Consider the following 25771-nt stretch of genomic DNA (forward strand, 5'->3'; position numbering starts at 1 on the left):
TCTGTCCTCGGCAAGCCCTTCGCGTCGGGCGTGCGGCCGCCTGCACCGGGCCCTAGACGAACTTGAACGCCAGCTTGCCCAGCGGCCCATAGTCGGCTTCGAACGCATCGCCCGCCTTGGCCGCCACGGGGCGCGTGAAGGATCCGGCCAGCACGATCTGGCCGGCCTGCAGCGACTCGCCCCAGGGCGCCAGCTTGCCCGCCAGCCACGCAATGCCGATGGCCGGGTCGCCCTGCACGCCGGCGGCCAGGCCGGTTTCCTCGACCACGCCGTTCTGGCGCAGGATGGCGCCGACCCAGGCACGGTCGATGGCGCGCGCGTCAAAGCGGCCGGCGCCGACGACGATGCCGGCGTTGGCCGCGTTGTCGCTGATGGTGTCCTGCACCTTGCGCATGGCGCGGGTGTGGCGGTCGAACTGCTCGATGCGCGCGTCGATGATCTCGATCGCGGGCGTTACATATTCCGTAGCAGCCAGCACTTGTTCCACGCCGATATCCGGGCCTTTCAGCTCGGACTTCAGGACGAAGGCCAGCTCCACCTCGACGCGCGGCGCAATGAAGCGCTGGGCCGGAATTTCCAGCACCTGGCCCGGCTTGCAGGTGAACAGCATGCTGTCAAGCAGCGTGCCGTAGTCGGGCTCGTCGATCTGGCTGCTGATCTGCATGGCACGCGACGTGAGCCCGATCTTGTGGCCGATGATCTTGCGGCCTTCATTGAGTTGCAGCGCCACCCACGCGCGGCCAATGCGGTAGCCGTCCGCCACCGTCATGCCGGGAAAGCGCTTGGAGAAGTGCTCGACGGGCTGACGCGACTTTTCGCTGGCGTGCAGTTCGGCGGCGAGGGCCTGGATTTGTCCTTCGGTCAGCATGGCATCAGGGCTTGCGAAACAGCGGGTGCAGCGTGCTGTGCTTGGCATCGAACACCTCCGCGCCCTCGTCCACCTGCACCGTCAGGCCGATGTGGCGCGTGGCCATCAGCGGATCGAGCCGTGCGCGCAGCGCCTTCGTTACCGCCTCGCCCGCGCGCTGCTGCACCGCCGCGCTGCGCCCGCGCGCCATGCGCAGGCTGGCGTACATGAAGGCGTATTCGCCCGGGTCGGGGCCGCTGATGCCCGTCTTGCCAGCACCCGCCGCGCGGCCGGCCGCGCCGCCGTCGGCCAGGGCGAAGTGCGGCGCCGGGTAGGCCAGCACGCGCGTGCCGCCGCTGGGAAAGACCTGCGCCTCCACCTCGTCGCGCACGGCGAGCATGGCGTCAGCCGCCTCGCGGCACAAGGCAGGCATGTCCACGATGGCGTCGAGATTGCCGGAGTAAAGAATCACCAGATGGGGCATGGGGTCCTCACAGTCGCGCGCTTGACTTGAAGCCCGCGGCGCGCGAGGCCTCGGGCGGCGGCACCGCCGTGCCATCTTGTGGCGTGACGGGAAACACCGCATTGATCTGCCCCGTGCCCGAGGCGGCGAAGTAGGGCGTGACGACCTCGGCGCGGCCGTCGTAGGCCGACCAGCCCAGGGCGCCCAGCAGCATGGCGGTGTCGTGCATGAAGCCTTCGCCATGGCCCTTGCTGGCGTACTCGGGCAGCATGGCGCAGAAGTCGCTCCACTCGCCGCTCTTCCACATCTCGACCACCTGGTGATCCAGCCGCCCCAGGAACGGGCTCCAGATCTTGAACGCGTATTCGGGCGCCAGGCCGTTTTGCGCAAAGCGGTGCGACAGTGAGCCGCTGGCAAAAAAGGCGACGGTGCCGTCGTAGTGCTTTTCAACCGCCTCGCGCATGGCCCAGCCCAGGCGCGCGCTGTCGTTCAGGTAGTGGCTGGTGCACAGCGCCGACACCGACACCACCCGAAAGTGCTCGTCCGCGTTCATGTAACGCATGGGCACCAGCGTGCCGTATTCGGGCTGCAGCGTGGTGGCGTCGTGTGCCAGCGTCTGCACGCCCTGCGCGTTGCAGGCCTGGGCCAGCAGCCGCCCCAGCCCGGGATTGCCGTTGAACGCGTAGGCCATGTTGCTGATGAAGTGCGGCAGCTCGTTGCTGGTGTAGGTGCCGGCCCAGCGTGGCGCGCAGTTGAGGTGGTAGCCGGCGTTGACCAGCCAGTGGGTGTCGAACACCACCAGCGTGTCCACCCCCAGTTCGCGGCAGCGCCGGCCGATCTCGCGGTGGCCGTCGATGGCGTCCTGGCGCGTGCCCTGGCGATTGCCGGGCAGCTCGCTCAGGTACATGCTGGGCACGTGGGTGATCTTGGCGGCGAGGGCGAGGGTTCCCATCTCATGGCTCCTTCTGTGCTGGGTTCAGGGGCAAACCAGATCCAGCCCCGGGAAATAGCTGCGATAGCGCCCCGCGTCCCGCGTCAGCAGCGTGCAGCCATCGACCAGCGCCTGCGCGCCGATGAAGAAATCAGGCAACACCCCCGTGCGTGCGCCACCACGCTGACGGTACTGCCTGAAGGCCAGCGCGGCTTCTCGCGCAGCGGCGCGACTGATGTCGGGCATGGAAATGGATTGCTCGCTCAGGAAAGCATCCAGATCGAAGTCAAGTCCCGGATACCCCGCCAGCTCTGCGTAGACCACGATGTTGATGGCCAGCCCGCGCGTCTGGCCAAGGCGCAGGTGTTGCGCAGACCACGGCATCCACACCGGGTCGCGCTTGAAAATGTCCAGCAGAACGTTGGTGTCCACCAGGATCACGGGCGATTCCAGTCATCGCCGCGCGTGGTGCGCATCCACTCGTCGGTGCTCGGGCCTTCCTTGATGACGCCGATCCACTTGGCGAGCGGGTCGTCCTCCGGGATGGGCAGCGGCGCCTTCTCGGCAATCAACAGCTTGCGCAGAGCCGTCAGGCCCGCCTCGGTCTTGCTCAGTCGATGGCGCGCGCAGTAGTCGAGAAATTCGGCTTCCAGGGCTTTGGGCAGTCGAAGTGTCAGCATGCGAACTCCAGAATTGACATACAAAGAAATTTGATTGTATGTCGATATTTCAGGTTTGTCATACACCCCAATGCGGAATGTGATGCGAGCCCATCGACACCGCGACGTTCTTGGGCTCCAGAAAAACCTCGTAGCTCCAGGTGCCGCCCTCGCGCCCCGTGCCCGACGCCTTGGTGCCGCCAAAGGGCTGGCGCAGATCGCGCACGTTCTGGCTGTTGACAAAGCACATGCCCGCCTCGATGGCGGCGGCCACGCGGTGGGCGCGGCCGATGTTCTCGCTCCACACGTAGCTGGACAGGCCGTACTGGATGTCGTTGGCCAGCGCGATAGCGTACGCCTCGTCCTTGAACGGGATCAGGCAGGCGACGGGGCCGAAGATTTCTTCCTGCGCGATCTGCATGCGGTTGTCCACGTCGGCAAACACCGTGGGCCAGACGAAGTTGCCCTGCTTGACGTGCGCGGCCAGCTCGGGTGCATAGGCCGGGCGGTCGATGCCGCCGCACAGCATCTGCGCGCCCTCCCTGGGCCCCAGTTCGATGTAGTGGCGCACCTTGGCCAGGTGGGCCGGCGAGATCATCGGGCCGACGATGGTCTTTTTATCCTGCGGGTCACCCACGGTGATCTTCTTCGCGCGCTCGGTGAACCTCGCCGCGAAGTCGGCATAGATGCTCTGCTGCACCAGGATGCGGCTGCCCGCGGTGCAGCGCTCGCCGTTGTTGGAAAAGATCATGAACACGGCGGCGTCGAGCGCGCGCTCCAGGTCGGCGTCGTCGAAGACCACGAACGGGCTTTTGCCGCCCAGCTCCATGCTGAACTTCTTCAGGCCCGCCGCCCGGACGATGCGGTTGCCGGTGGCGGTGGAGCCGGTGAAGCTGATGGCGCGCACGTCGGGGTGGGCGCACAGCGGCTCGCCCGCCTCCTTGCCAAAGCCGTGCACGATGTTCAGCACGCCGGCCGGGATGCCCGCCTCCAGCGCCAGCTCGCCCAGGCGCGCGGCGGTCAGCGGACTGAGCTCGCTCATCTTCAGCACCGCCGTGTTGCCAAAGGCCAGGCAGGGCGCCACCTTCCACGTTGCCGTCATGAAGGGCACGTTCCACGGGCTGATCAGCGCGCACACGCCGACGGGGTGGAACAGCGTGTAGTTCAGGTGCGTGGGCGTGGGATAGGTGTGGCCGTCCACGCGCACGCACATCTCGGCAAAGTAGTCGAAGTTGTCGGCTGCGCGCGGGATCAGGCCCTTGCCGGTCTGCGCGATCACCTGGCCGGTGTCGTCGGTCTCGGTGCGCGCGAGCTCGGGCACGTGCTGGGCGATCAACTGGCCCAGGGCGCGCATTTTTTTGGCACGCTCGGTGGCGGGCAGGCCGGCCCATTTGGGGAAGGCCGCCTTGGCTGCCGCCACGGCCGCGTGCACCTCGGCCTCGCCACCGGACGCAACTTCGGCCAGCACGCCTTGCGTGGCGGGATTGATGGTCTCGAAGTAGTCGCGGCCGGCAACGGGTTTGCCGTTGATGAGGTGATCAATTTTCATAGCTGCTTGCACTTATCTGGTGGGCGATGGAGTCCGATTTGATTCAGAAACAAGGGTGTTCTGCAAGGCGCCGATGCCTTCAATCTCGCAGACCACCACCGAGCCCACCGGGCAATCCACCACGCCATCGGGCGTGCCGGTCAGGATCACATCGCCCGGGTACAACGTCATGAAGCTGCTGAAGTATTCGATCAGCGTGGCCACGTCAAACACCATGTCGGCCGTGGTGCCCTGCTGCGTCAGCACGCCGTTGACGTGGGTCGTCAGGCGCAGGTTCATCGGGTTGGGCACGTCCGCCGCATCCACCAGCCAGGGGCCGATGGGCGTGCAGGTGTCGCGGTTCTTCACGCGCAGATTCGGCCGATACCAGTTCTCCAGATAGTCGCGGATGGCGTAGTCGTTGGCCACGCTGTAGCCGCCGACAAAGTCGTGGGCATCGCCCTTTTTCACGTTCTTCGCTTCGCGGCCGATCACCACCGCCAGCTCGCATTCGTAGTGCATGTTCTGCACGCCGTCGGGCCGCACGGTGAAGGCGCGGTGGCCGATCAGCGAGGCGGCGCCCTTGGCAAAGGCCAGCGGCTCCTCGGGCGGCTTGAAGGCCAGCTCGCGCGCGTGGTCGGCGTAGTTCAGGCCCAGCGCCAACACCGTGCGCGCGCGCGGCACGGGCGCCAGCGGCGGAAGCCACACGACTTCGTCGAAGGACAGGCGTCGGCCCCTGAAGGCGGGCGTGCGCAGTTCGAGCTGACCGTCGCTCTCGATGGCCTCATGGACCGCGCCGGCCCAGGCGATGCGGGCAAGTTTCATGATGAATAGGCCCCCACGCTCCGCACTGGCGTGTCTGCGCTGCCCCCCGAGGGGGCCTTCGCGCCTTGGGGCGGCCTGACGGCGCTCACCTCCGCAGCGAGCGTATGGGTCAAAGTGGCCAGACCCGGCGCGCTGATTTCGACGCGATCGCCCGCCCGCGCGCGCGGGCGCGTGCCATCGGCCAGGCAGTCGGTGCCCAGCAGCAGCACGTCGCCGGGCTGCAGGGTCATGAAGGCACTCACGTCGGCCAGCAGGGTGGCGGCATCGCGCATCAGGGTGGACAAATCCACCGTCTGCACCCATGCGCCATTCACGCGCACCTCGATCTTCAGCGCCTTGATATCGATTTCGCGCAGCGGCGTCACGGCCGGCGCGCAGACCAGAAAGCCGTCGCGGTTGCGCCAGCGAATGGCCGGGCGGTAGTAACTGGCGTGCGGCAGGCTCAGGTCGTCGATCAGCACGCAACCGGCCACGCGGGCCAGGACATCGACTTCATGATTGATAGCGCTTTGCGCTTGACTGGCGCTCGCCACAGCCTCATTTGATTCGAAACTGCCGATGACCAACCCCAGCGTGGCGCCGATCTCCACCTCGCCCGGCACCGGCACCGCCGCGCCGCGCGGCGCAAAGGTATTGGCCGTCTTGACGTACAGCACCGGCGCCTTGGGCGCGGCCTGGTAGGGCGCCTGGGCCATCTTCGGCGCCCACAGGTCGAACTCGCGCCGAAAGTTCAGCAGTGTTCCGTACACGGTGCCGCCTGGCAGCCAGGGCAGATCGAAACTCATCGCACGCTCTCCAGTTCTTCGCTCTGCGTGGGCACGTCCTCATGCGGCGGCAGCGCGATCAACTCGTCCAGCAGGCCATACAGCTGCGTCAGCCGGGCGCGACCCAGGTGCCCGGCCAGATCCTCGTACTGCGCCTCGATCGAGGCCGACAGCTCGTCGGCCAGCGCACGCCCTTGGCGCGTCGCCCGCACCAGGCTGCGCCGCGCGTCCTCGGCGCTGCGCTGGCGCGTGACCAGGCCATCGCGCTCCATGCGCGCCAGCATGCCCGTCAGGCTGGGGCCCAGGATGTAGGCGCGCTCGGCCAGCAGGCCGGTTTCCAGCCCATCGTCGGCATGCTCGCGCAGCACGCGCAGCACGCGCCACTGCTGATCCGACAGGCCGTGCGCGCGCAAGGCCGGCCGACGGTGCTGCATCAGCGCCTCGCGCGCCTTCAGCAGCAGCAGGGGCAGGTTGCGGTGGGCGAAGGGGATGGCGCGCGGCATTTATTTAATATATTAAATTTCTGCCTGCAACGCAAGCCACGCACAATCAGGGTATGTCCTCATCCCCGCTTCAAGACCGCCTGGGCCTGCGCTGGCCCCTGTTGCAAGCGCCCATGGCCGGTGCGCAGGCCAGCGCCATGGCGCTGGCCGTCAGCGGCGCCGGCGCCCTGGGTGCGCTGCCCTGTGCCATGCTGGCGCCCGATGCGCTGCGACGCGAACTGGCCGTGATGGCCGCCAGCGGCCTGCCCTACAACGTCAACTGGTTTTGCCACACGCCGCCCGTGCCCGACGCCGCGCGCGAAGCCGCCTGGCGCGCGGCACTCAAGCCCTATTTCGACGAGTTCGGCCTGGACATCGACGCGGTGCCAACCGGCCCGGGCCGCGCCCCCTTCAGCGCCGATGCGGCCGAGCTGATGGCCGAATTCAAGCCGCCAGTGGTCAGCTTTCACTACGGCCTGCCCGCGCCGGCGCTGCTGGCGCGCGTCAAATCCTGGGGCGCTTTCGTGCTGTCGTCGGCCACCACCGTGCGCGAGGCGCTATGGCTTGAGGAGCACGGCGCCGACGCCATCATCGCCCAGGGGCTGGAGGCGGGCGGGCATCGAGGCCACTTCCTCAGTGATGATTTGAGCGAGCAGATGGGCAGCTTCGCGCTGCTGCCGCAGGTGGTGGCGGCGGTGCGCGTGCCCGTCATCGCCGCCGGCGGCATCGCCAGCGCGGCCGGCGTGCGCGCCGCGCGGGCGCTGGGCGCCGCCGGCGTGCAGGTGGGCACGGCCTATCTGTGCGCCGACGAGGCGCTGACCACCGCCGCCCATCGCGCCGCGCTGCAAAGCGAGGCCGCGCGGCACACCGTCATCACCAACCTGATCACCGGCCGGCCCGCGCGCGGCATCGTCAACCGCGTGATGCGCGAGCTGGGGCCGATGAGCCGCGCGCCCTCGGCCTTTCCGCTGGCCACGGCCGCCATGTCGTATCTGCGCACGCAGGCCGAAAAGCAGGGCTGCCTGGACTTCACCCACTTCTGGTGCGGCCAGAACGCCAGCGGCTGCCGCAGCGCGCCCGCGGCCGAGATCACGCGGGCGCTTGGTCTGGGTTGGGACTGACGCAGCCCGGGCTGTCGCCGGTCGGCAGCGCCACCGCTTCGGCCGCGTCCACGCCCGCCTGCAACCAGCGCGCGGCGGCGGCGTGCAGGCGGGCCGGATCGCCCGTGCTGAACAGGCGCAGCGCGCCCGGTCCGTCGCCCGGCGCCAGCAGGCCGGCCTGGGCCAGCCGGCGGCGCGTGTGGCGCGCCACGGGGGCGCCGGTGTCGACCAATTGCACGCCGGGCCCCACCAGGCGGCGCAGCACGTCTCGCGCGAACACGTAGTGCGTGCAGCCCAGCACCAGCGTGTCCACTGCCCCCGCTTGCGTGCCAAATGGGCCCATGGCGCTTGTGTAACGGGCGCAAAGCGCTTCTATTTTCAGAGCACTCTGGCTGTCATCCGCAGCCGGTCCCGGGGCCGCCGCCTGCTCGATGGCGTCGGCCAGGCCGTCGCAGGCTTGCAGCGCAAAGTCCGCCTGCCCATGCAGGGACTGCAGCAGCTGCGCGAACTTGGCGCTGGCCAGCGTGCCGCGCGTGGCCATCACGCCGATGCGGCCGGTGCGCGTGGCCGCCACCGCGGGCTTGAGCGCGGGCTCCACGCCCACCACGATCAACCCGGGGTGCTGCTGGCGCAGCGCGTGCACCGCCGCCGCCGTGGCGGTGTTGCAGGCCACCACCAGGGCCTTGATGCCCTGCGCGCCACACAGCCAGCCGGCAATGGCCAGCGACCGCGCGATGACAAAGGCATCGCCCCGCTCTCCATAGGGCGCGTGGCCAGTGTCGGCCAGATAGACGAAGCGCTCGTGCGGCAGCTCGGCCTGCAGCGCGCGCAACACGCTCAGGCCGCCGATGCCGCTGTCGAAAACGCCGATGGGGGCTTGGGACGCACAAGGGTTCATGGACTGAAGGATCGGCATTGTCCTCCTGCCCGCCCGAAGGAATCGCCCGAAGGAATCCGACGGGCGGCTACGATCCACGCATGGCCGCTCCGAAATCCATCTATGTGTGCAACGAATGCGGCGCCAGCAGCGCGCGCTGGCTGGGCAAGTGCCCGGCCTGCGGGGCCTGGAACTCGCTGACCGAAGCCCTGGCCGAGCCGGCCGCCGGCGCGGGCAAGAACCGCCTGGGTGCGCGCTTTTCGGCACTGGCGCCCAGCGCCGCTGTGCAGCCGCTGGCCGCCATCGAGGCTGTGGACGTGGCGCGCACGCCCACCGGCCAGGCCGAGCTGGACCGCGTGCTGGGCGGCGGCATCGTGGCCGGCGGCGTGACCCTGATCGGTGGCGATCCGGGCATTGGCAAGTCCACCTTGCTGCTGCAGGCGCTGGATGCGCTGCAGCGGGCCGGCCAGCCAACGCTCTACGTGACGGGGGAGGAGAGCGGCGCGCAAGTGGCGCTGCGCGCGCGGCGGCTGGGCTTGACGGATTCGCAAGTGCCGGTGCTGGCCGAGATCCAGCTCGAGAAAATCCTGGCCACGCTGGCCGCGCAGCAACCCGCCGTGGCGGTGATCGACTCGATCCAGACCGTCTACAGCGACCAGCTCACCAGCGCCCCCGGCAGCGTGGCGCAGGTGCGCGAATGCGCGGCGCACCTGACGCGCTGGGCCAAGGCCGGCGGTGGCGCGCTGGTGCTGGTGGGCCACGTGACCAAGGACGGGCAACTGGCCGGCCCGCGCGTGCTGGAGCACATGGTGGATACGGTGCTGTACTTCGAGGGTGACACGCACAGCAGCTTTCGCCTGATCCGCGCCATCAAGAACCGCTTTGGCGCGGTCAACGAGATCGGCGTGTTTGCCATGACCGAGCAGGGCCTGAAGGGCGTGAGCAACCCCAGCGCGATTTTCCTCAGTCAACACGCCGAGCCCGTGCCGGGCAGTTGCGTGCTGGTGACGCTGGAAGGCACGCGGCCCATGTTGGTGGAAATTCAGGCGCTGGTGGACTCGGGCGGCATCAGCCCGCGGCGCCTGTCGGTGGGCCTGGAGCGCGACCGCCTGGCCATGCTGCTGGCGGTGCTGCACCGCCATGGCGGCGTGGCCACGGGCGACCAGGACGTGTTCGTCAACGCCGTGGGCGGCGTGCGCATCAGCGAGCCCGCGGCCGACCTGGCGGTGCTGCTGGCCATCACCAGCAGCCTGCGCGGCAAGCCGCTGCCCAAGGGCTTTATCGCCTTTGGCGAAGTGGGCCTCGCGGGCGAGGTGCGCCCCGCTCCGCGCGGGCAGGAGCGCCTGCGCGAAGCCGCCAAACTGGGCTTTTCGGTGGCCGTGGTGCCCAAGGCCAACGCGCCGCGCAAGCCCGACCGCGCGCTCGAAGGCCTCACGATTCACGCCGTCGAGCGCGTGGACGAGGCCATCGCCCTCGTGCGCGGATTGGATTGAACCCAGGGCGCGATTCGACATCGAACGCGGGCCAGCGCGGCGATGGCGCGCGCGGCTGCGGCGCTCCGAAGCCATGACATCGACGGGGTGACGCCAGCAGCGCGCGCCCATCCGACGTATGCTGTCCAAAGCGCAAGCCTGACGCTGCATCAGCCACGTGCGGCAGCCCGGGCACCGCAACTTCGCGGCCCGACTCACGTGCGAGCCGGCCGCAACGGGAGAGTTGATATGGATGTCATCAGCAACTCCGTCGCGCGCCACGCGCGTCTGCGCGAAGAGGAACTGTCGATCGACGAGTACCTCGCGTTGTGCCAGGGCGATCCCATGGCCTACGCCAGCGCCGCCCAACGCATGCTGGCGGCCATTGGCGAGCCCGAGATGGTGGACACGCGCAACGACCCGCGCCTGTCGCGCCTGTTTGCCAACAAGGTCATTCGCCGCTACCCCGCTTTTTCCGAGTTCTACGGCATGGAAGAGGCGATCGACCAGGTGGTGAGCTTCTTCCGCCACGCGGCCCAGGGGCTGGAAGAGCGCAAGCAGATCCTGTACCTGCTGGGCCCGGTGGGCGGGGGTAAAAGTTCGATCGCCGAGCGCCTGAAATACCTGGTGCAGAAGGTGCCGTTCTACGCGCTCAAGGGCTCGCCGGTCAATGAATCGCCGCTGGGCCTGTTCGACGCGGCCGAGGACGGTCCGGTGCTGGAGGATCAGTTCGGCATTCCACGGCGCTGCCTGAATCATGTGCTCTCGCCCTGGGCCGTCAAGCGCCTGGAGGAGTATGGCGGCGACATCCGCCAGTTCCGCGTCGTCAAGCGCTACCCCAGCATCCTCAAGCAGGTGGCGATCGCCAAGACCGAGCCGGGCGACGAGAACAACCAGGACATCTCCAGCCTGGTGGGCAAGGTGGACATCCGCAAGCTGGAAAATTTTGCCCAGGACGACACCGACGCCTACAGCTATTCGGGCGGCCTGTGCCTGGCCAACCAGGGCTTGCTGGAGTTCGTCGAGATGTTCAAGGCCCCCATCAAGGTGCTGCACCCGCTGCTGACTGCGACGCAGGAAGGCAACTACAAGGGCACGGAGGGCTTCGGCGCCATTCCATTCGACGGCATCGTGCTGGCGCACAGCAACGAGAGCGAATGGAAAGCCTTTCGCAACAATCGCAACAACGAGGCCTTTCTGGACCGCATCTACATCGTCAAGGTGCCGTACTGCCTGCGCGTCAGCGAAGAGGTCAAGATCTACGAGAAGCTGATCCGCGAATCCTCGCTGGCCCACGCCGTGTGCGCGCCCGGCACGCTCAAGATGATGTCGCAGTTCGCCGTGCTGACGCGGCTGAAGGAGCCCGAGAACTCGTCGCTGTTCTCCAAGATGCAGGTCTACGACGGCGAGAACCTCAAGGACACCGATCCGCGCGCCAAGAGCTATCAGGAATACCGCGACTATGCCGGCGTCGACGAGGGCATGAGCGGCATCAGCACGCGGTTTGCCTACAAGATCCTGTCCAAGGTCTTCAACTTCGACAGCCAGGAGATCGCTGCCAACCCGGTGCACCTGATGTACGTGCTCGAGCAGCAGATCGAGCGCGAGCAATTCCCGCAGGAGCAGGAACAGAAGTACGTCGGCTACATCAAGGAGCAGCTGGCGCCGCGCTACGCCGAGTTCATCGGCAAGGAGATCCAGACCGCGTACCTGGAGAGCTACAGCGAGTACGGCCAGAACATCTTCGACCGCTACGTCACCTACGCCGACTACTGGATCCAGGACAGCGAATTCCGCGACACCGATACCGGCGAGGTGTTCGACCGCAACGCGCTCAACGCCGAGCTGGAGAAGATCGAAAAGCCCGCGGGCATCGCCAACCCCAAGGACTTTCGCAACGAGATCGTCAACTTCGTGCTGCGCGCGCGCGCCAACCACCAGGGCAAGAACCCGAGCTGGACCAGCTACGAGAAGCTGCGCCTGGTGATCGAGAAGAAGATGTTCTCCAACACCGAGGAGCTGCTGCCCGTCATCAGCTTCAACGCCAAGGCCAGCGCCGAGGACGCGCGCAAGCACGAGGACTTCGTCACCCGCATGGAGGCCAAGGGCTACACGTCCAAGCAGGTGCGCCTGCTGTGCGAGTGGTACCTGCGCGTGCGGAAAAGTTCATGAAATGAAACACCCCCAGTCTCCACTCGCTTCGCGATGTTTCGCCTCCCCCCTCGAGGGGGCATCGCCAGTGACCGGGGAGACCCCGGCCACGGCGATCGCTGGCCTGGCCTGCTCCGCGGCCGCTCGGCTCTTTGGGGTTCATGGCCGGTGTACGCCGCCCTGCGCCAGGAACAACTGACATGGCCTTGCACATCATCGACCGCCGCCTCGCCGGCAAGAACAAGTCGGTGGGCAACCGCGAGCGCTTTTTGCGCCGCTACAAAGATCAGATCGCCGAGGCCGTGCGCCGGGCCGTGTCCAGGCGCGACATTCGCCACATCGACCAGGCCGAGACCATCACCATCCCGCGCCGGGACATCCGCGAGCCGGTGTTTCGCCACGGCGCGGGCGGCATCCGCGACACCGTGCACCCGGGCAACGTCGAGCACGTGCGGGGCGACCGCATTGCCCGGCCCGAGGGCGGCGGCGGCGCCGGCTCGCAGGCCAGCGACAGCGGGGAGGGAGAAGACGACTTCAGCTTCACCCTGTCCAAGGAAGAGTTCATGCAGCTCTTTTTCGAGGACCTGGCCCTGCCGCGCCTGCTGCGCACCCACCTGGGCGAAACCCCTTTGTTTCGCACGCGCCGGGCCGGCTACAGCCACGACGGCACACCGCACAACCTGGCCGTGCTGCGCACCATGCGCGGCGCCCTGGGCCGGCGCATCGCCCTGACCAAGCAGCCCGGGCGCGAACTGGAGGCGCTGCAAGGCGAGCTGGACGAGTTGCTGGCGCAGGGCGAGGGCGCCGACGAGGCCGCGCGCGCCGCGCTGCAGGCGCGCATCGACGCGCTGCAGGCGCGCCTGCGCAAGGTGGCGTTTCTCGACCCCATCGACCTGCGCTTTCGCAATCGCACGCGCCTGCCCATACCCAGCAGCCAGGCCGTGATGTTCTGCCTGATGGACGTGTCCGGCTCCATGGACGAGCAGCGCAAGGACCTGGCCAAGCGCTTTTTCATCCTGCTGTACCTGTTTCTCACGCGGCACTACGAGAAGATCGACGTCGTCTTCATCCGCCACCACACGCGGGCCGACGAGGTGGGCGAGGAGGCGTTCTTCCACTCCCAGGAGAGCGGCGGTACCGTGGTCAGCAGCGCCCTGGTGCTGCTCGACCAGATCATGCAGGCGCGCTACCCGGTGGAGGACTGGAACATCTATGTCGCCCAGGCCAGCGACGGCGAGAACTTCAGCAACGACAGCAGCCTGTGCCGCAGTCTGCTGGCCGGCAAGATCCTGCCGCGGGTGCGCTACTTCGCCTACGTCCAGGTGGCGCCCGACGAGCAGGACCTGTGGGCCGCCTACAGCCAGCTGCCGCCGCTGTTTCCGCACTTCGCCATGCGCATGGTGTCCGCGCCGGGCGAGATCTACCCCGTGTTTCGCGACCTGTTCAGGAAGGAGGGGGTGCAGGCATGAACCCCTCGCGCTACCCCGTGCTGGCCCGCCGGGCGGGCGCCCACCCCTGGAAGCCCGGCGCCCCCGGCGAGCGCCACCCGCGCGGTGTGCCGCGCGCGCCCCTGCCGGCTGGCAAGCACCCCACGCACCCCCTGCCGGACCCGAGCGACTGGAGCTTCGAGCTGATCGAGCGCTACCACGCCGTCATTGCCGCCACGGCCGAGCGCTATGGCCTGGACACCTACCCCAACCAGCTGGAGGTGATTTCGGCCGAGCAGATGATGGACGCCTACGCCAGCACGGGCATGCCGGTGGGCTACCGCCACTGGAGCTTCGGCAAGGAGTTTCTGGCCATCGAGCGGCGCTACCGGCGCGGCCAGATGGGCCTGGCCTACGAGATGGTCATCAACGCCAACCCCTGCATCAGCTACCTGATGGAGGAAAACTCCACCGCCATGCAGGCGCTGGTGATCGCCCACGCGGCCTACGGGCACAACAGCTTCTTCAAGGGCAACTACCTGTTCGGCATGTGGACCGACGCGGGCAGCATCATCGACTACCTCATCTACGCGCGCGACTTCGTGGCCCAGTGCGAGGAGCGCCACGGACTGGACACCGTCGAGCAGTGGCTCGATTCGTGCCACGCGCTGGCCAACCTGGGGGTGGACCGCTACCACCGCCCCTCCAAGAAAAGCCTGGCGCGCGAGCGCGCCGAACGCGAGGAGCGCGAAGCCTACGTGCAGCAGCAGGTCAACGTGCTGTGGAGCACCCTGCCCGCGCGACCGGGCAAGGACAGCGCGGCGCCCGAGAGCGAGCGCTTTCCGAAGGAGCCGGAGGAAAACATCCTCTACTTCATCGAGAAAAACGCGCCGCTGCTGGAGCCCTGGCAGCGCGAGCTGGTGCGCATCGTGCGCAAGATCGCCCAGTACTTCTACCCGCAGCGCCAGACCCAGGTGATGAACGAGGGCTGGGCCACCTTCTGGCACCACACCCTGCTCAACACGATGTACGACGAGGGCTGGCTGACCGACGGCGTGATGATCGAGTGGCTGGGCTCGCACACCAACGTGATCTACCAGCCGCCGGCCGGGCACCCCGCCTACAGCGGTGTCAACCCCTACGCGCTGGGCTTTGCCATGTACCGCGACATCCGGCGCATCTGCCAGAGCCCCGGCGACGAAGACCGGCGCTGGTTCCCCGATCTGGCCGGCACGCCCTGGCTGCCCGCGCTGCACCATGCCATGCAGAACTTCAAGGACGAGAGCTTCATCGGCCAGTACCTGAGCCCGCGGCTGATGCGCGAGCTGCGCCTGTTCGCCATCCACGACGACCCGCGCGAACGCGAACTGCTGGTCAGCGCCATCCACGACGAGGACGGCTATCGCGCCCTGCGCCAGACGCTGTCGCAGCAATACGACCTGGGCGTGCGCGAGCCCAACATCCAGGTCTGGAACGTGAACCTGCGCGGCGACCGCTGCCTGACGCTGCGCCACACCCAGTACCAGGGCCGTCCGCTGGCCGACGATGCGCTGGAGGTGCTCAAGCACGTGGCGCGCCTGTGGGGCTTTGGCGTGCAGCTTGAAAGCGTGGGCGGCGAGGGCGAGCCGCCATTGCTGCTGCACAGCGTGCCGGCGCCCGCCGGCGGCTGAGGTCGGGGCCGCAGCTCCAGGCGGCGCATTCATATCAAAACGCGTCGATTCGCCTTGACTTTCATATATTATAACGTATAATGCTGTGATTCGCCGGCGCCCAACCTGGGATTGCCGCCGAACGTTCTGGCGCTCGCCGCCAAAACGCCGCCCCCGGTTTCTTGCCGACACCTGTTCGGCAAGCCGAAGGCACCAAGGACTTGCTGGAGCCATCGCGCGCTTCACATCGCCCGCCTTGGAGTCGCTTGACGGCCGCACGCGCCGCTCCCGGCCCCTTTCAACTCGATTGCCCCGCTTCCGCGTGCGGCGTCCGTCCCCGTTGGGCCGAACGCTTTTGCGCGGGTGCGTCAACCAGTGGAATTGCATGGCCAAGACCATTCGCATCGAAAACGTCTTCAAAGTCTTCGGGGACAACCCGGAGCAGGCCCTGGCGCTGGCGCGCCAGGGTCGCACCAAGACCGAAATCGTCGAGCAGACGGGCCAGTCGATCGGCGTGTTCGACGCCAGTTTCACCATCGAGGCCGGCGAGATCTTCGTCGTCATGGGCCTGTCGGGCTCGGGCAAGTCCACCCTGGTGCGCCTGCTCAACCGCCTGATCGAGCCCACGGCCGGCCGCATCCTGGTCGAGGGCGAGAACATCAACGACTTCAACGATGCCCGCCTGCGCGAATTTCGGCGCAAGGACATCAGCATGGTCTTTCAGTCCTTTGCGCTGCTGCCACACCTGACGGTGCTGGACAACGTCGCCTTCGGGCTGGAGCTGGCCGGCGTGGACAAGGCGGTGCGCCTGCCGCAGGCCGAGGCCGCGCTGGCGCAGGTGGGCCTGGACGTGTGGGCCCGGTCCTATCCCGACGAGCTCTCGGGCGGCATGCAGCAGCGCGTGGGCCTGGCCCGGGCGTTGGCGGCCGATCCCGCCATCCTGCTGATGGACGAGGCCTTCTCGGCGCTCGACCCGATCATCCGCACCGACATGCAGGACGAGCTGCTGCGCCTGCAACTGGAAAAGCGCCGCACCATCGTTTTCATCTCGCACGACCTGGACGAGGCCATGCGCATCGGCGACCGCATCGCCATCATGAAGGACGGCCAGGTGGTGCAGGTCGGCACGCCCGAGGAGATCCTGCGCGCGCCGGCCGACGCCTACGTGCGCAACTTCGTGCGCGGCGTCGATGCCGCAGCGGTGTTCAAGGCCGGCGACATCGCGCGCAAGACGCAGGTGGAGGTGTCCGAGAGCGCCACGCGCGGCTGCCGCCCGGCGCTCAAGCGCCTGCAGCAGCACGACCGCGAATGGGCGTACGTGGTCAGCCCCGACCATCGCTATCTGGGCGCCGTGTCGGCCGATTCCCTGGGCCGCGCGCTCAAGGGCCACGAAGGGCCGCTGGGGCTGAGCCATGCCTTCGTGTCCGGCGTCGCCGCCGTGGCGGAGGACACGCCGATCAGCCAGCTCTACGGCCTGTTGGTGGACAGCCCGTGCCCGCTGCCGGTGACGGGCGCCCAGGGACGCTTTCTGGGGGCCATCAGCCGCACCACGCTGCTGAAGTTCCTGGACCCTGCCACCGACCCGCATGGCAACCCGCTGCCCGAACCGGCGCCCGCCGCTGCGTGATCCGATCAACGAGATTTCCCATGAACGAAAACACCCCGGATACCGACCCATGGAGTGCCGCTGCGCCGGCGTCCGACAACACGGCGGCCAGTGCCATCACCGACCCCCAGGGCGGCCCTGCCGCTCTGGCCGATGCCGCCAATCCCTATGACACGCCCCCTCCGCCCAGCGGCAGCGACGCCTGGCTGGAGGCAGGCGCCACGCCTTCCGGCGACTTCCTGTCCGCGGGCGCGGACGCCCCGGCGGCCGGGCTGCAGGACGGGGGGTTTCAACTCCATCGGTTGTGGGATGGCAGCTTGCCGGTACAGGACTGGATCAACCAGGGCCTGGACTGGGTGGTGCTGCACTTTCGGCCGATCTTCCATGCGCTGCGCGGCCCGGTCGATGCGCTGCTGGGCGGCGTCGAGGCCGCGTTGGTGTTTCCTCCCACGCTGGTGATGATCGCCATCCTGGCGCTGCTGGCCTGGCAGCTGGCCGGCGGCGTGCTGGGCGTGGCCACGCTGGTCTCGCTCGCCGTGGTCGCCATGCTGGGCATCTGGAGCGAAGCCATGGTCACGCTGTCGCTGGTGCTGACTTCGCTGCTGTTTTGCGTCGTCATCGGGATACCGCTGGGCATCTGGCTGGCGCGCAGCGAGCGTGCGCACAAGTGGGTGCGCCCCGTGCTGGACGCCATGCAAACCACGCCGGCCTTCGTCTACCTGGTGCCCGTCGTCATGCTGTTCGGCATCGGCAACGTGCCGGGCGTGATCGTCACCATCATCTTCGCGCTGCCGCCGCTGGTACGGCTCACGAACCTGGGCATCCGCCAGGTGCGGCCCGACCTGGTCGAGGCGGCGCGCGCCTATGGCGCGTCGCCCTGGCAGTTGCTCACCAAGGTGCAACTGCCGCTGGCCATGCCCTCGATCATGGCCGGCATCAACCAGACGCTGATGCTGAGCCTGTCGATGGTGGTGATCGCCTCGATGATCGCCGTGGGTGGCCTGGGCCTGATGGTGCTGCGCGGCATCGGCCGGCTGGACATGGGCCTGGCCGCGGTGGGTGGCCTGGGCATCGTGATCCTGGCCATCGTGCTCGACCGCGTCACGCAGGCGCTGGGTCAGCCGCGGCGCGACCAGCGCCAGCGCTGGTACCGGCGCGGTCCGGTGGGCCTGGCCTCGCGTCTGTTGCAACGGCGCTCCGATGCGCCCGCGCACGGCGGCATGTCGTCGGCACCGGGCACACCACAAGCGCCGCAAGCGCGGAACGCCAACGCGGCCCTCACGCGCGCCGGCTGAACGTCTGGATTTTTCAACGTCCCGAAAGGAGAACCTCGATGAAGACCCCATTGCCAACCCGCCCGCTGCGCGCCCTGCTGGCCGGCGTCCTGATGCTGATGGCTGCCGCGGTGCCCGCGCTGGCCGCCGACCTGCCCGGACAGGGCGTTGCGGTGCAACCGCTGAAAAGCACCATCGCCGAGGAAACCTTCCAGACCCGGATCGTGATGAAGGCGCTGGAAAAGCTCGGCTACGACGTCAAGCCGATCAAGGAGGTGGACTACCCCGCCGCCCATCTGGCCATTGCCAACGGGGACGCCACCTTCCTGGCCGACCACTGGGACCCGCTGCACGCCGACTACTTCAAGAACTCGGGCGGCGATGCCAAGCTGTGGCGCGACAACGCATATTCCACCGGCGCGCTGCAGGGATATCTGATCGACAAGAAGACGGCCGACCAGTACAAGATCACCAACATCGAGCAGATGAAGGACCCCAAGATCGCCACGCTGTTCGACACCAACGGCGATGGCAAGGCCGACCTGACCGGCTGCAACCCCGGCTGGGGCTGTGAAGCGGTGATCGAGCATCAGCTGGACGCCTACAAGCTGCGCGACTCGGTCAGCCACGTGCAGGGCAACTACTCGGCGCTGATCGCCGACACCATCACCCGCTACAAGGAGGGCAAGCCGATCTTCTATTACACGTGGACGCCCTACTGGGTCAGCAACGTGCTGGTGCCGGGCAAGGACGTGACGTGGCTGCAGGTCCCGTTCTCCTCGCTGCCCGGCGAGCAAAAGGGCATCGACACCAAGCTGCCGAATGGCCAGAACTACGGCTTCGTGGTGAACACGCAACGCATTCTGGCCAACAAGGCCTTCGTGGACGCACACCCTGACGCGAAAAAGCTGTTCTCGGAAATGAAGCTGCCCGTGGCCGACATCAACGCGCAGAACAAGGCCATGCACGACGGCGCCAACAAGCCCGCCGACATCGAGCGCCACGTGAACGGTTGGATCAAGGCGCACCAGCAGACCTTTGACCAGTGGATTGCCGACGCCAAGGCAGCCGCCCAGTAAGCCCGCAGCCAGAAAACAAAAATGCAATTGGCTGGTTACGCTTGTACAGAAAGCGCAACCAGCTATTTTTTTTGATAGTTTCTCGATCGCGCCCGCCTGCCGGCGACAATACCGGCATGACCTGGCGACGCATCCTTGCCATCCTGTTTGCCGTGGCCCTGGGCGCCGGCGCCTGGCGCGCAGGCGGCTGGCCCGGGCTGGCCCTGCTGGGCAGCGCCTTGGTGCTGTGGGCACTGCTGTACTACAACCAGATCGTCACGGTGATGAAGCGCGCGGCCGACCGGCCCGTGGGTTACGTGGGCAGCGCGGTCATGCTCAACGCCAAGCTCCAGGCCGGCCAGCCGCTGCTCAAGGTGCTGGCGCTGACCCGCGCGCTGGGCGAGCGCCTGACCGAGCCTGGCGCCGACCCCGAAACCTACCGCTGGCGCGACGCGGGCGGCTCGCAGGTGATGGCCGAATTCAAGGGGGGGCGACTGACCCATTGGCAACTGGAGCGTCCCGAGCAAGCCGGTGAGCCGGCCCGGGCGGACGATCCCGCCGCTTAAAATGGCGGTTTCGCGGCGCGGCGCCCCGGCTGGCGGCGCCGATCTCCAACGCACTTTTCAGGCACCCGAATCATGAGCTCTCCCGCACCCGCGCTCGACGACCGCGACGGCAAGATCTGGCTGGACGGCCAGCTGGTGGACTGGCGCGACGCCAAGATCCACGTGCTGACCCACACGCTGCACTACGGCTGTGGCGCCTTCGAGGGCGTGCGCGCCTACGAAACCGCGGCCGGCACGGCGGTGTTTCGCCTGGAGGACCACACCCAGCGCCTGCTCAACAGCAGCAAGATCCTGCGCATGAAGGTGCCCTTTTCCGCCGAGCAGCTCAACGCCGCGCAAAAGGAAGTGGTGCGCGCCAACGGCCTGAAGAGCTGCTATCTGCGCCCGCTGGTGTGGATCGGCTCCGAAAAGCTGGGCGTCTCGCCCAAGGGCAACAGCATCCACGTGATGGTGGCGGCCTGGTCCTGGGGTGCGTACCTGGGCGAGGACGGCATGAAGCGCGGCATCCGCGTGCGCACCAGCAGCTACGCGCGCCACCACGTCAACATCACCATGACGCAGGCCAAGACGGTCAGCAACTACACCAACTCGATCCTGGCCAACATGGAAGCCACGGACGAGGGCTACGACGAGGCCGTGCTGCTGGACACCAGCGGCTTCGTCAGCGAAGGCTCGGGCGAGAACCTGTTCATCGTCAAGGACGGCACGGTCTACACGCCCGATCTGTCGGCCGGCGCGCTCAACGGCATCACGCGCAACACCGTGCTGCACATCTGCCAGGACCTGGGCATCCCGCTGGTGCAAAAGCGCATCACGCGCGACGAGTGCTACATCGCCGACGAGATGTTCTTCAGCGGCACCGCAGCCGAGGTCACGCCCATCCGCGAGTACGACCGCATCCAGATCGGCGCCGGCCAGCGCGGCCCCGTGACCGAGAAAATCCAGAGCGCCTTCTTCGACATCGTGAACGGCCGCAACGCCAAGTACGCCCACTGGCTGGCCAAGGTCTGACCGGGGAGCCCGCACCATGAAACCCGCGCCCGTGATCGAATTGCAATCCAAGGATCTGACGCCCGACGGCGAGATCTTCTGCCCCAACCCCAAGGCCGACATGAAGCTGTGGAACACCCACCCGCGGGTGTTCCTCAAGTTCAACGCCGCCGGCCAGGCCAAGTGTCCCTACTGCGGCACCGAGTACCACGTCACCCCCGAGCAGACGCTGGTGCACGAGCACGCGCACGTGCATCACTGATCGCCCGGCCTATGAATTTGCGCCGACTGTCCTCCTCCGGGGCCTGGACAGACGTTGCCGCGTTTCTTCTGCTGGCCCTGGCCCTGTCCGTGCCCTCGGGCTTTGCGCCGGGCGCCGTGCTGCTGCTGTTGCTGGGCCTGGCGCGCTGGCCGGGCGTGCTGACCGGGCGCATTCGCTGGTCGCGGCCGATGGCGCTGTGGGCCGGCTCGGTGCTGGTCATGGGTCTGGTCTGGTCCATGCACATCACCGACGCCAACGGCCGGCTCGTCACCAGCACCCTGGGCCTGGACCGCTGTCTCAAATACCTGCTGGTCCTGTTGCTCATCCCGGCCCTGCTGGCGCAGCCGCCGCACGCCGGCGCCCTGCGCTGGGGCAGTGCGCTGGGAGCCGTCGGGGCCGGGCTGACGGCGCTGTGGCAACTGCAGGTGCAGCACCTCGACCGGGCACAGGGCTTCACCAACGCCATCCAGTTCGGCAACCTGGCGCTGCTGCTGGGCCTGCAGGCGGGCATCTGGGCCCTGCACACGCGCGTGCCGCGCGAGCGCGCCGTCGGAGCCCTGGGGGCGGCGTGCGGCCTGCTGGCCAGCGTGGCCTCGGGCAGCCGCGGCGGCTGGATCACGCTGCCGCTGCTGCTGCTGCTCGGCCTGTGGTTGAGCCGGCCGGTGCATGACGGCCCGCCCCCCGCACACCGAGGGTGGCGCGCGCTGCTGGTGACGGTCGGCGTGTGCGTCCTGCTGGCCTTGCTGCCGGGCGTGCAAAAGCGTGCCGAAAAAGCGGCCGACGAATACCAGCGGCAGGAGCAGCGGCAGGACGACTCCTCCATCGGCCTGCGCCTGGCCTTCTGGCGGCAGGCCTGGGCCGACGGCCTGGCCCAGCCCTGGGTCGGCGTCGGTCAAAGCGGCTACGAGCAGCGCCAGCGCGCGGCGGTGGACCGCGGCGACATGCCGCCGCAAGCGGTGCTGTTCAACCACGCGCACAACGAATGGCTGGACATGTTTGCCAAGCGCGGCCTGCTGGGCGTGGCGGGGCTGCTGCTGTTCTACGCCGTGCCGGGCCTGCTGTTCTGGCGCCGCCTGCGGTCCGGGGCTGACGGCCTGGCGCCGCCCGATGCGCCGGCCTGCCATGCGGCGGCCCTGTGCGGCCTGATCACCGTGCTCGGCCTTGCGGGCTTCGGCATGACCCAGGTCATGTTTGCCCACAACAACGGCAACATGATGTACCTGCTGTGCGTTTCGCTGTACCTGTCGGTCTGCACGCCGCGCCCGGCACGGGCGAGCGCCGGGGTCACGGCATGAGCGCGCCGGGCCGCTCCCAAGCGCGAAGCCCGCAGCGCGCAGCGCGGAGGGTCGTCCAGTGAACGCCAGCCCGCCTTCTTCAGCCGCACCCGCCGCGGCGCGTCCGCTGCGCGTGCTGCACTTCGTCTCGGGTGGTTTCTCGGGCGCCACGCAGGTGGCCATCGACCTGTGCGGCGAGCAGCCCGGGCAGCAAACCATGCTGGTGTTGCGCCGCCGCGCGTCGGTCGATCCGGCGCCGCGCGTGCGCGAATTGCGCGAGCGTGGCCTGCTCGTCGAGGTGGTGCCGCGCTGGTCGCACACCGTCACCATATGGGCACTGGCGCGCATTTGCCGCGACTGGCAGCCCGACGTGCTGGTGGCGCACGGCTTCAGCGAGCACCTGTGGGGTCGCTACGCGGGCCTGCGCGCGGGCGTGCCGCGTCTGATCCAGGTGGAGCACAACACGCGCGAGAACTACGGCTTCTGGCGCCTGCGCCAGTCGTTGCGGCTGGCGAAGCGCACCGAGCGCATCATCGCCGTGTCGCAGGCGGTGCGCGACGCGCTGGTGCGGCTGGGCCACCCGGCCGAGCGCTGCACGGTGGTGGTCAACGGCATCGAGCTGGGGCGCTGGACGCAAGGACGCCCCTGGGACGAGCGCGAGGACGCGATCGTCATGCCGGCGCGCTTTGCCGCGCAGAAAGACCACTTCACGCTGATCCGCGCCACCGCCCTGCTGGCCGCGCAGGGCCTGCGCCCCGTGGTGTACCTGGCGGGCGAGGGCAAGTCGAGCTGGCGCGCGCGCGCCGAAAGGCTGGCGCGCGAGCTGGGTGTGCAGGAGCAGGTGCGCTTTCTGGGCCACGTGAGCGACATGCCCGAGCTGCTGGGCCGCGTCAAGCTGTGCGTCCTGTCCACCCATTACGAGGGTTTGGGCCTGGGCCTGATCGAAGGCATGGTCTCGGGTTGCTGCGGCATCGGCAGCGACGTGGAGGGCGTGCAGGAAGTGCTGACGCACGGCGAGACCGGGTTTCTGGTGCCGCACGAAGACGCACAGGGGCTGGCGCAAACGCTGGCACGGTGTTTGCAGGATTCGGCCGGCACCGCGCGCGTGGCTGCGGCCGGCCAGCTGCACGCGCGCGCCGCCTTTGACCGCCGGCGCATGCGACGGCAGTACCTGGAGCTGTTCAGCCACCCCCCGACCGAGAAGGTTGGAACGAACCCTCCGGCGCGCCCTGACCCGCAAGCGCATTCATCCGCTGCTTTTGGATAAAAAAAGAGGGCCCGCAGGCCCTCTTTTGCGCGCCGCGCGGCGCTCGCCGTCTCAATGCGACGATGCCTTCGAGGCACCGAGACCGGTCTCCGAGCGCACCTGCTGCGCCGCAAAGGCCGCACGCTCCTGGGCGGCCTGGCTGCTGCGGTCGAGCACCGAGAACAGCCACACGCCCACGAAGCCGATGGTCATCGAGAACAGCGCCGGCGACGAGTACGGGAACCAGGCGCTGCCCTTGGGGTTGCCCAGCGTGGCTTCCCACACCGCGGGCGACACCACCGTGAGCACCACCGAGGAGATCAGGCCCAGGAAGCCGCCAATGACCGCTCCCTTGGTGGTGCAGTCCTTCCACAGCACCGACAGCATCAGCGGCGGCAGGTTGGCGGAGGCAGCCACGGCAAAGGCCAGCGACACCATGAACGCGATGTTCTGCTTCTCGAACACGATGCCCAGCAGCACCGCCACCACGCCCAGCGTCAGCGTGGTCAGGCGCGAGACGCGCAGCTCCGACGCGCTGTCGGCCTTGCCCTTCTTGATGACGGTAGCGTACAGGTCGTGCGAGACGGCCGAGGCGCCCGACAGCGTCAGCCCCGCCACCACCGCCAGGATGGTGGCGAAGGCCACGGCCGAGATGAAGCCGTAGAACACGTTGCCGCCCACGCTCTTGGCCACCAGCACCGCCGCCATGTTGGCCGTGCCCGCGCCGCCCTTGATCACGCCCTTGGCGGTGTCGGACATCTCGGGGTTGGACAGCACCATGGTGATGGCGCCAAAGCCGATGATGAAGATCACGATGTAGAAGTAGCCGATCCAGGTGGTGGCCCACAGCACGCTCTTGCGCGCTTCCTTGGCGTCGGGCACGGTGAAGAAGCGCATCAGGATGTGCGGCAGCCCCAGCGTGCCGAACATCAGCGCCATGCCGAAGCTGATGGCCGAAATCGGGTCCTTGATGAAGCCGCCCGGCCCCATGATGGCCAGCCCCAGCTTGGCCGCCAGGTCGGGCGCGGCGTCGCCATTTTGCGCGATCTGCGTCTTGATGCGCACGCCGTCGGCAAACAGCGCCTCGGGGCTGAAGCCGTATTTGGCCAGCACCATGAAAGCCATGAAGGTCACGCCGGCCAGCAGCAGGCAGGCCTTGATGATCTGCACCCAGGTGGTGGCCGTCATGCCGCCGAACAGCACATACACCATCATCAGAACGCCCACCAGCACCACGGCGATCCAGTAGTCCAGGCCGAACAGCAGCTTGATCAATTGCCCCGCGCCCACCATCTGCGCGATCAGGTAGAACGCCACCACCACCAGCGTGCCGCAGGCCGCGAAGATGCGAAACGGCGTTTGCGCAAAGCGGTAGCCGGCCACGTCGGCAAAGGTGAACTTGCCCAGATTGCGCAGCCGCTCGGCCAGCAAAAAGGTGAGGATCGGCCAGCCCACCAGAAAGCCGATGGAGTAGATCAGCCCGTCGTAGCCCGTGGCCATGACGGCCGCCGAAATGCCCAGGAAGGACGCGGCCGACATGTAGTCGCCGGCAATCGCCAGACCGTTTTGAAAGCCCGTGATGCCGCCGCCGGCGGTGTAGAAGTCGGCCGCCGACTTGGTGCGGCCCGCCGCCCACTTGGTGATCCACAGCGTGGCCGCCACGAACACCGTGAACATGATGATGGCGATCCAGTTGGTCGACTGCTTGGCGGTCTCGCCCAGGTCGCCGCCGGCGGCCAGGGCGGCGCCGCTGGCGCCCAGCAGTGCAGCGGCCGCGAGGAAGTTGTGCGTGCGCTTCATTTCGTGGCGTCCTTCAGGATGTCGCGGGTCGCGGCGTCGAATTCGTTGTTGGCGCGGCGCACGTAGATGCCGGTGATGATGACGGTGAACACGATCACCGCCAGGCCGATCGGGATGCCCAGCGTGGTCACGCCGGCACCGATGGGCGTGGCCAGCAGCTCCTTGTCGAAGGCGATCAGGCCGATGTAGCCGTAATACACGATCAGCATCAGGATCGTGAGCGTCCAGCCCAGGCGATTGCGCGTGGCCTTGAGCTGCTGGTATTTGGGATTGCGGGCAATCCGCTCGACCATGGGGTCTTGCATGCGTGTCTCCTCGGGCCGCGAAGCCCTTGATTCGGTTGATTGGCCTTGGGGCCGGCCCGGATTGTTTCTGCGCTGGCTGACACCAGACTAACAAGCGCACAGCCCTGACATGCGGTTGCAAATGAGGCGCCATGACCCGGAAAGTGGCTTTGGCGTGGTTCGGTGCTCGTGGGGAAAAAAAAGCAATTTCCTAGGTGGTTTCCCTTAAAAGTTCA

25 protein-coding genes are annotated in these 25771 nt (G+C 67.9%); 13 read left to right on the top strand and 12 right to left on the bottom strand.

The features are described 5' to 3' along the window. Positions 1-52: 52 nt before the first annotated feature. Genes hpaH through hpaR form a run of 9 tightly spaced genes read right to left on the bottom strand, consistent with a single transcriptional unit; the run spans position 53 to position 6520 of the window. Positions 53-868, bottom strand: a complete 816-nt coding sequence (hpaH, locus tag U1F38_RS00425; RefSeq protein WP_409985080.1) for a 2-oxo-hept-4-ene-1,7-dioate hydratase — start codon at positions 866-868, stop codon at positions 53-55. Positions 869-872: 4 nt separating this feature from the next. Then, positions 873-1331 carry a 5-carboxymethyl-2-hydroxymuconate isomerase gene (locus tag U1F38_RS00430; RefSeq protein ID WP_409985081.1) on the bottom strand — a complete coding sequence of 153 codons (459 nt, stop codon included), beginning with the start codon at positions 1329-1331 and terminating at the stop codon, positions 873-875. 7 nt (positions 1332-1338) lie between these two features. Then, positions 1339-2262: a 3,4-dihydroxyphenylacetate 2,3-dioxygenase gene (hpaD, locus tag U1F38_RS00435; RefSeq protein ID WP_409985082.1), complete on the bottom strand. Its 924-nt coding sequence runs from the start codon at positions 2260-2262 to the stop codon at positions 1339-1341. Positions 2263-2286: 24 nt separating this feature from the next. Further along, the gene (locus tag U1F38_RS00440) at positions 2287-2682 is read right to left on the bottom strand and encodes a type II toxin-antitoxin system VapC family toxin (protein WP_409985083.1); all 396 of its coding nucleotides are present in this window, start codon (positions 2680-2682) and stop codon (positions 2287-2289) included. Beyond that, positions 2679-2921, bottom strand: a complete 243-nt coding sequence (locus tag U1F38_RS00445) for a hypothetical protein (protein ID WP_409985084.1) — start codon at positions 2919-2921, stop codon at positions 2679-2681. Before U1F38_RS00445 ends, U1F38_RS00440 begins: the two co-directional genes overlap by 4 nt. Before the next feature lie 58 nt (positions 2922-2979). Continuing rightward, positions 2980-4449: a 5-carboxymethyl-2-hydroxymuconate semialdehyde dehydrogenase gene (gene hpaE, locus U1F38_RS00450; RefSeq protein ID WP_409985085.1), complete on the bottom strand. Its 1470-nt coding sequence runs from the start codon at positions 4447-4449 to the stop codon at positions 2980-2982. Positions 4450-4461: 12 nt separating this feature from the next. Then, on the bottom strand, positions 4462-5253 hold the full coding sequence (locus U1F38_RS00455; RefSeq protein WP_409985086.1) for a fumarylacetoacetate hydrolase family protein: 792 nt from the start codon (positions 5251-5253) through the stop codon (positions 4462-4464). Further along, the gene (locus tag U1F38_RS00460) at positions 5250-6038 is read right to left on the bottom strand and encodes a fumarylacetoacetate hydrolase family protein (RefSeq protein WP_409985087.1); all 789 of its coding nucleotides are present in this window, start codon (positions 6036-6038) and stop codon (positions 5250-5252) included. The genes U1F38_RS00455 and U1F38_RS00460 overlap by 4 nt, the downstream gene beginning before the upstream one ends. Further along, positions 6035-6520 (bottom strand): homoprotocatechuate degradation operon regulator HpaR, encoded by a 486-nt coding sequence (hpaR, locus tag U1F38_RS00465; protein ID WP_409985088.1) that lies wholly within the window; start codon positions 6518-6520, stop codon positions 6035-6037. The genes U1F38_RS00460 and hpaR overlap by 4 nt, the downstream gene beginning before the upstream one ends. Before the next feature lie 53 nt (positions 6521-6573). Between hpaR and U1F38_RS00470 the strand changes: the two genes are divergently transcribed. Continuing rightward, positions 6574-7620: an NAD(P)H-dependent flavin oxidoreductase gene (locus U1F38_RS00470; RefSeq protein ID WP_409985089.1), complete on the top strand. Its 1047-nt coding sequence runs from the start codon at positions 6574-6576 to the stop codon at positions 7618-7620. On the opposite strand, the gene murI is transcribed toward U1F38_RS00470, so the two are convergent. Then, on the bottom strand, positions 7589-8497 hold the full coding sequence (murI, locus tag U1F38_RS00475) for a glutamate racemase (protein WP_409985090.1): 909 nt from the start codon (positions 8495-8497) through the stop codon (positions 7589-7591). The two genes, U1F38_RS00470 and murI, sit on opposite strands and share 32 nt — an antisense overlap. A gap of 80 nt (positions 8498-8577) precedes the next feature. Here murI and radA point away from each other — a divergent pair, with 80 nt between their 5' ends. The 12 genes from radA (at position 8578) to U1F38_RS00535 (ending at position 23472) form a co-directional block, all read left to right on the top strand. Then, positions 8578-9969, top strand: a complete 1392-nt coding sequence (gene radA / locus U1F38_RS00480) for a DNA repair protein RadA (protein WP_409985091.1) — start codon at positions 8578-8580, stop codon at positions 9967-9969. A 228-nt stretch (positions 9970-10197) separates the two neighbouring features. Then, entirely contained in the window at positions 10198-12120 is a 1923-nt protein-coding gene (locus U1F38_RS00485; RefSeq protein ID WP_409985092.1) for a PrkA family serine protein kinase, read from the top strand. Between the two features lie 179 nt (positions 12121-12299). Beyond that, the gene (locus U1F38_RS00490) at positions 12300-13568 is read left to right on the top strand and encodes a YeaH/YhbH family protein (protein WP_409985093.1); all 1269 of its coding nucleotides are present in this window, start codon (positions 12300-12302) and stop codon (positions 13566-13568) included. Further along, complete coding sequence (locus U1F38_RS00495; RefSeq protein ID WP_409985094.1) at positions 13565-15196, top strand: SpoVR family protein; 1632 nt, start codon at positions 13565-13567, stop codon at positions 15194-15196. The genes U1F38_RS00490 and U1F38_RS00495 overlap by 4 nt, the downstream gene beginning before the upstream one ends. A 364-nt stretch (positions 15197-15560) precedes the next feature. Beyond that, positions 15561-16802, top strand: coding sequence for a glycine betaine/L-proline ABC transporter ATP-binding protein ProV (proV, locus tag U1F38_RS00500; protein ID WP_409985095.1), 1242 nt, complete (start codon positions 15561-15563; stop codon positions 16800-16802). Positions 16803-16822: 20 nt separating this feature from the next. Beyond that, on the top strand, positions 16823-18076 hold the full coding sequence (gene proW, locus U1F38_RS00505) for a glycine betaine/L-proline ABC transporter permease ProW (protein ID WP_409985096.1): 1254 nt from the start codon (positions 16823-16825) through the stop codon (positions 18074-18076). A 92-nt stretch (positions 18077-18168) separates the two neighbouring features. Further along, the gene (gene proX / locus U1F38_RS00510) at positions 18169-19134 is read left to right on the top strand and encodes a glycine betaine/L-proline ABC transporter substrate-binding protein ProX (protein WP_409985775.1); all 966 of its coding nucleotides are present in this window, start codon (positions 18169-18171) and stop codon (positions 19132-19134) included. 116 nt (positions 19135-19250) lie between these two features. Continuing rightward, a complete protein-coding gene (locus U1F38_RS00515) occupies positions 19251-19679 on the top strand; it encodes a glycerate kinase (protein ID WP_409985097.1) in 429 nt (142 codons plus the stop codon). 72 nt (positions 19680-19751) lie between these two features. Then, positions 19752-20690 (top strand): branched-chain amino acid transaminase, encoded by a 939-nt coding sequence (locus tag U1F38_RS00520; RefSeq protein WP_409985098.1) that lies wholly within the window; start codon positions 19752-19754, stop codon positions 20688-20690. A gap of 16 nt (positions 20691-20706) precedes the next feature. Then, positions 20707-20931: a zinc-finger domain-containing protein gene (locus tag U1F38_RS00525; protein WP_409985099.1), complete on the top strand. Its 225-nt coding sequence runs from the start codon at positions 20707-20709 to the stop codon at positions 20929-20931. Positions 20932-20942: 11 nt separating this feature from the next. After that, positions 20943-22226, top strand: coding sequence for an O-antigen ligase family protein (locus tag U1F38_RS00530; RefSeq protein ID WP_409985100.1), 1284 nt, complete (start codon positions 20943-20945; stop codon positions 22224-22226). Positions 22227-22284: 58 nt separating this feature from the next. Beyond that, the gene (locus U1F38_RS00535) at positions 22285-23472 is read left to right on the top strand and encodes a glycosyltransferase (RefSeq protein WP_409985101.1); all 1188 of its coding nucleotides are present in this window, start codon (positions 22285-22287) and stop codon (positions 23470-23472) included. A 51-nt stretch (positions 23473-23523) separates the two neighbouring features. Here U1F38_RS00535 and U1F38_RS00540 read toward each other — a convergent pair whose 3' ends face one another. Both U1F38_RS00540 and U1F38_RS00545 read right to left on the bottom strand, forming a co-directional pair. After that, positions 23524-25251, bottom strand: coding sequence for a cation acetate symporter (locus tag U1F38_RS00540; RefSeq protein WP_409985102.1), 1728 nt, complete (start codon positions 25249-25251; stop codon positions 23524-23526). Then, positions 25248-25556: a DUF485 domain-containing protein gene (locus tag U1F38_RS00545; RefSeq protein ID WP_409985103.1), complete on the bottom strand. Its 309-nt coding sequence runs from the start codon at positions 25554-25556 to the stop codon at positions 25248-25250. The genes U1F38_RS00540 and U1F38_RS00545 overlap by 4 nt, the downstream gene beginning before the upstream one ends. Between the last annotated feature and the right edge of the window lie 215 nt (positions 25557-25771).

The sequence above is a fragment of the Ottowia sp. genome (assembly GCF_046348305.1).
Classification (GTDB): domain Bacteria; phylum Pseudomonadota; class Gammaproteobacteria; order Burkholderiales; family Burkholderiaceae_C; genus Ottowia.

Coding starts and splice junctions, on each gene's coding strand:
- hpaH (WP_409985080.1), bottom strand. CDS start 868: ATGCTGACCGAAGGACAAATCCAGGCCCTCGCCGCCGAACTGCACGCC.
- U1F38_RS00430 (WP_409985081.1), bottom strand. CDS start 1,331: ATGCCCCATCTGGTGATTCTTTACTCCGGCAATCTCGACGCCATCGTG.
- hpaD (WP_409985082.1), bottom strand. CDS start 2,262: ATGGGAACCCTCGCCCTCGCCGCCAAGATCACCCACGTGCCCAGCATG.
- U1F38_RS00445 (WP_409985084.1), bottom strand. CDS start 2,921: ATGCTGACACTTCGACTGCCCAAAGCCCTGGAAGCCGAATTTCTCGAC.
- hpaE (WP_409985085.1), bottom strand. CDS start 4,449: ATGAAAATTGATCACCTCATCAACGGCAAACCCGTTGCCGGCCGCGAC.
- U1F38_RS00455 (WP_409985086.1), bottom strand. CDS start 5,253: ATGAAACTTGCCCGCATCGCCTGGGCCGGCGCGGTCCATGAGGCCATC.
- U1F38_RS00460 (WP_409985087.1), bottom strand. CDS start 6,038: ATGAGTTTCGATCTGCCCTGGCTGCCAGGCGGCACCGTGTACGGAACA.
- hpaR (WP_409985088.1), bottom strand. CDS start 6,520: ATGCCGCGCGCCATCCCCTTCGCCCACCGCAACCTGCCCCTGCTGCTG.
- U1F38_RS00470 (WP_409985089.1), top strand. CDS start 6,574: ATGTCCTCATCCCCGCTTCAAGACCGCCTGGGCCTGCGCTGGCCCCTG.
- murI (WP_409985090.1), bottom strand. CDS start 8,497: ATGAACCCTTGTGCGTCCCAAGCCCCCATCGGCGTTTTCGACAGCGGC.
- radA (WP_409985091.1), top strand. CDS start 8,578: ATGGCCGCTCCGAAATCCATCTATGTGTGCAACGAATGCGGCGCCAGC.
- U1F38_RS00485 (WP_409985092.1), top strand. CDS start 10,198: ATGGATGTCATCAGCAACTCCGTCGCGCGCCACGCGCGTCTGCGCGAA.
- U1F38_RS00490 (WP_409985093.1), top strand. CDS start 12,300: ATGGCCTTGCACATCATCGACCGCCGCCTCGCCGGCAAGAACAAGTCG.
- U1F38_RS00495 (WP_409985094.1), top strand. CDS start 13,565: ATGAACCCCTCGCGCTACCCCGTGCTGGCCCGCCGGGCGGGCGCCCAC.
- proV (WP_409985095.1), top strand. CDS start 15,561: ATGGCCAAGACCATTCGCATCGAAAACGTCTTCAAAGTCTTCGGGGAC.
- proW (WP_409985096.1), top strand. CDS start 16,823: ATGAACGAAAACACCCCGGATACCGACCCATGGAGTGCCGCTGCGCCG.
- proX (WP_409985775.1), top strand. CDS start 18,169: ATGCTGATGGCTGCCGCGGTGCCCGCGCTGGCCGCCGACCTGCCCGGA.
- U1F38_RS00515 (WP_409985097.1), top strand. CDS start 19,251: ATGACCTGGCGACGCATCCTTGCCATCCTGTTTGCCGTGGCCCTGGGC.
- U1F38_RS00520 (WP_409985098.1), top strand. CDS start 19,752: ATGAGCTCTCCCGCACCCGCGCTCGACGACCGCGACGGCAAGATCTGG.
- U1F38_RS00525 (WP_409985099.1), top strand. CDS start 20,707: ATGAAACCCGCGCCCGTGATCGAATTGCAATCCAAGGATCTGACGCCC.
- U1F38_RS00530 (WP_409985100.1), top strand. CDS start 20,943: ATGAATTTGCGCCGACTGTCCTCCTCCGGGGCCTGGACAGACGTTGCC.
- U1F38_RS00540 (WP_409985102.1), bottom strand. CDS start 25,251: ATGAAGCGCACGCACAACTTCCTCGCGGCCGCTGCACTGCTGGGCGCC.
- U1F38_RS00545 (WP_409985103.1), bottom strand. CDS start 25,556: ATGCAAGACCCCATGGTCGAGCGGATTGCCCGCAATCCCAAATACCAG.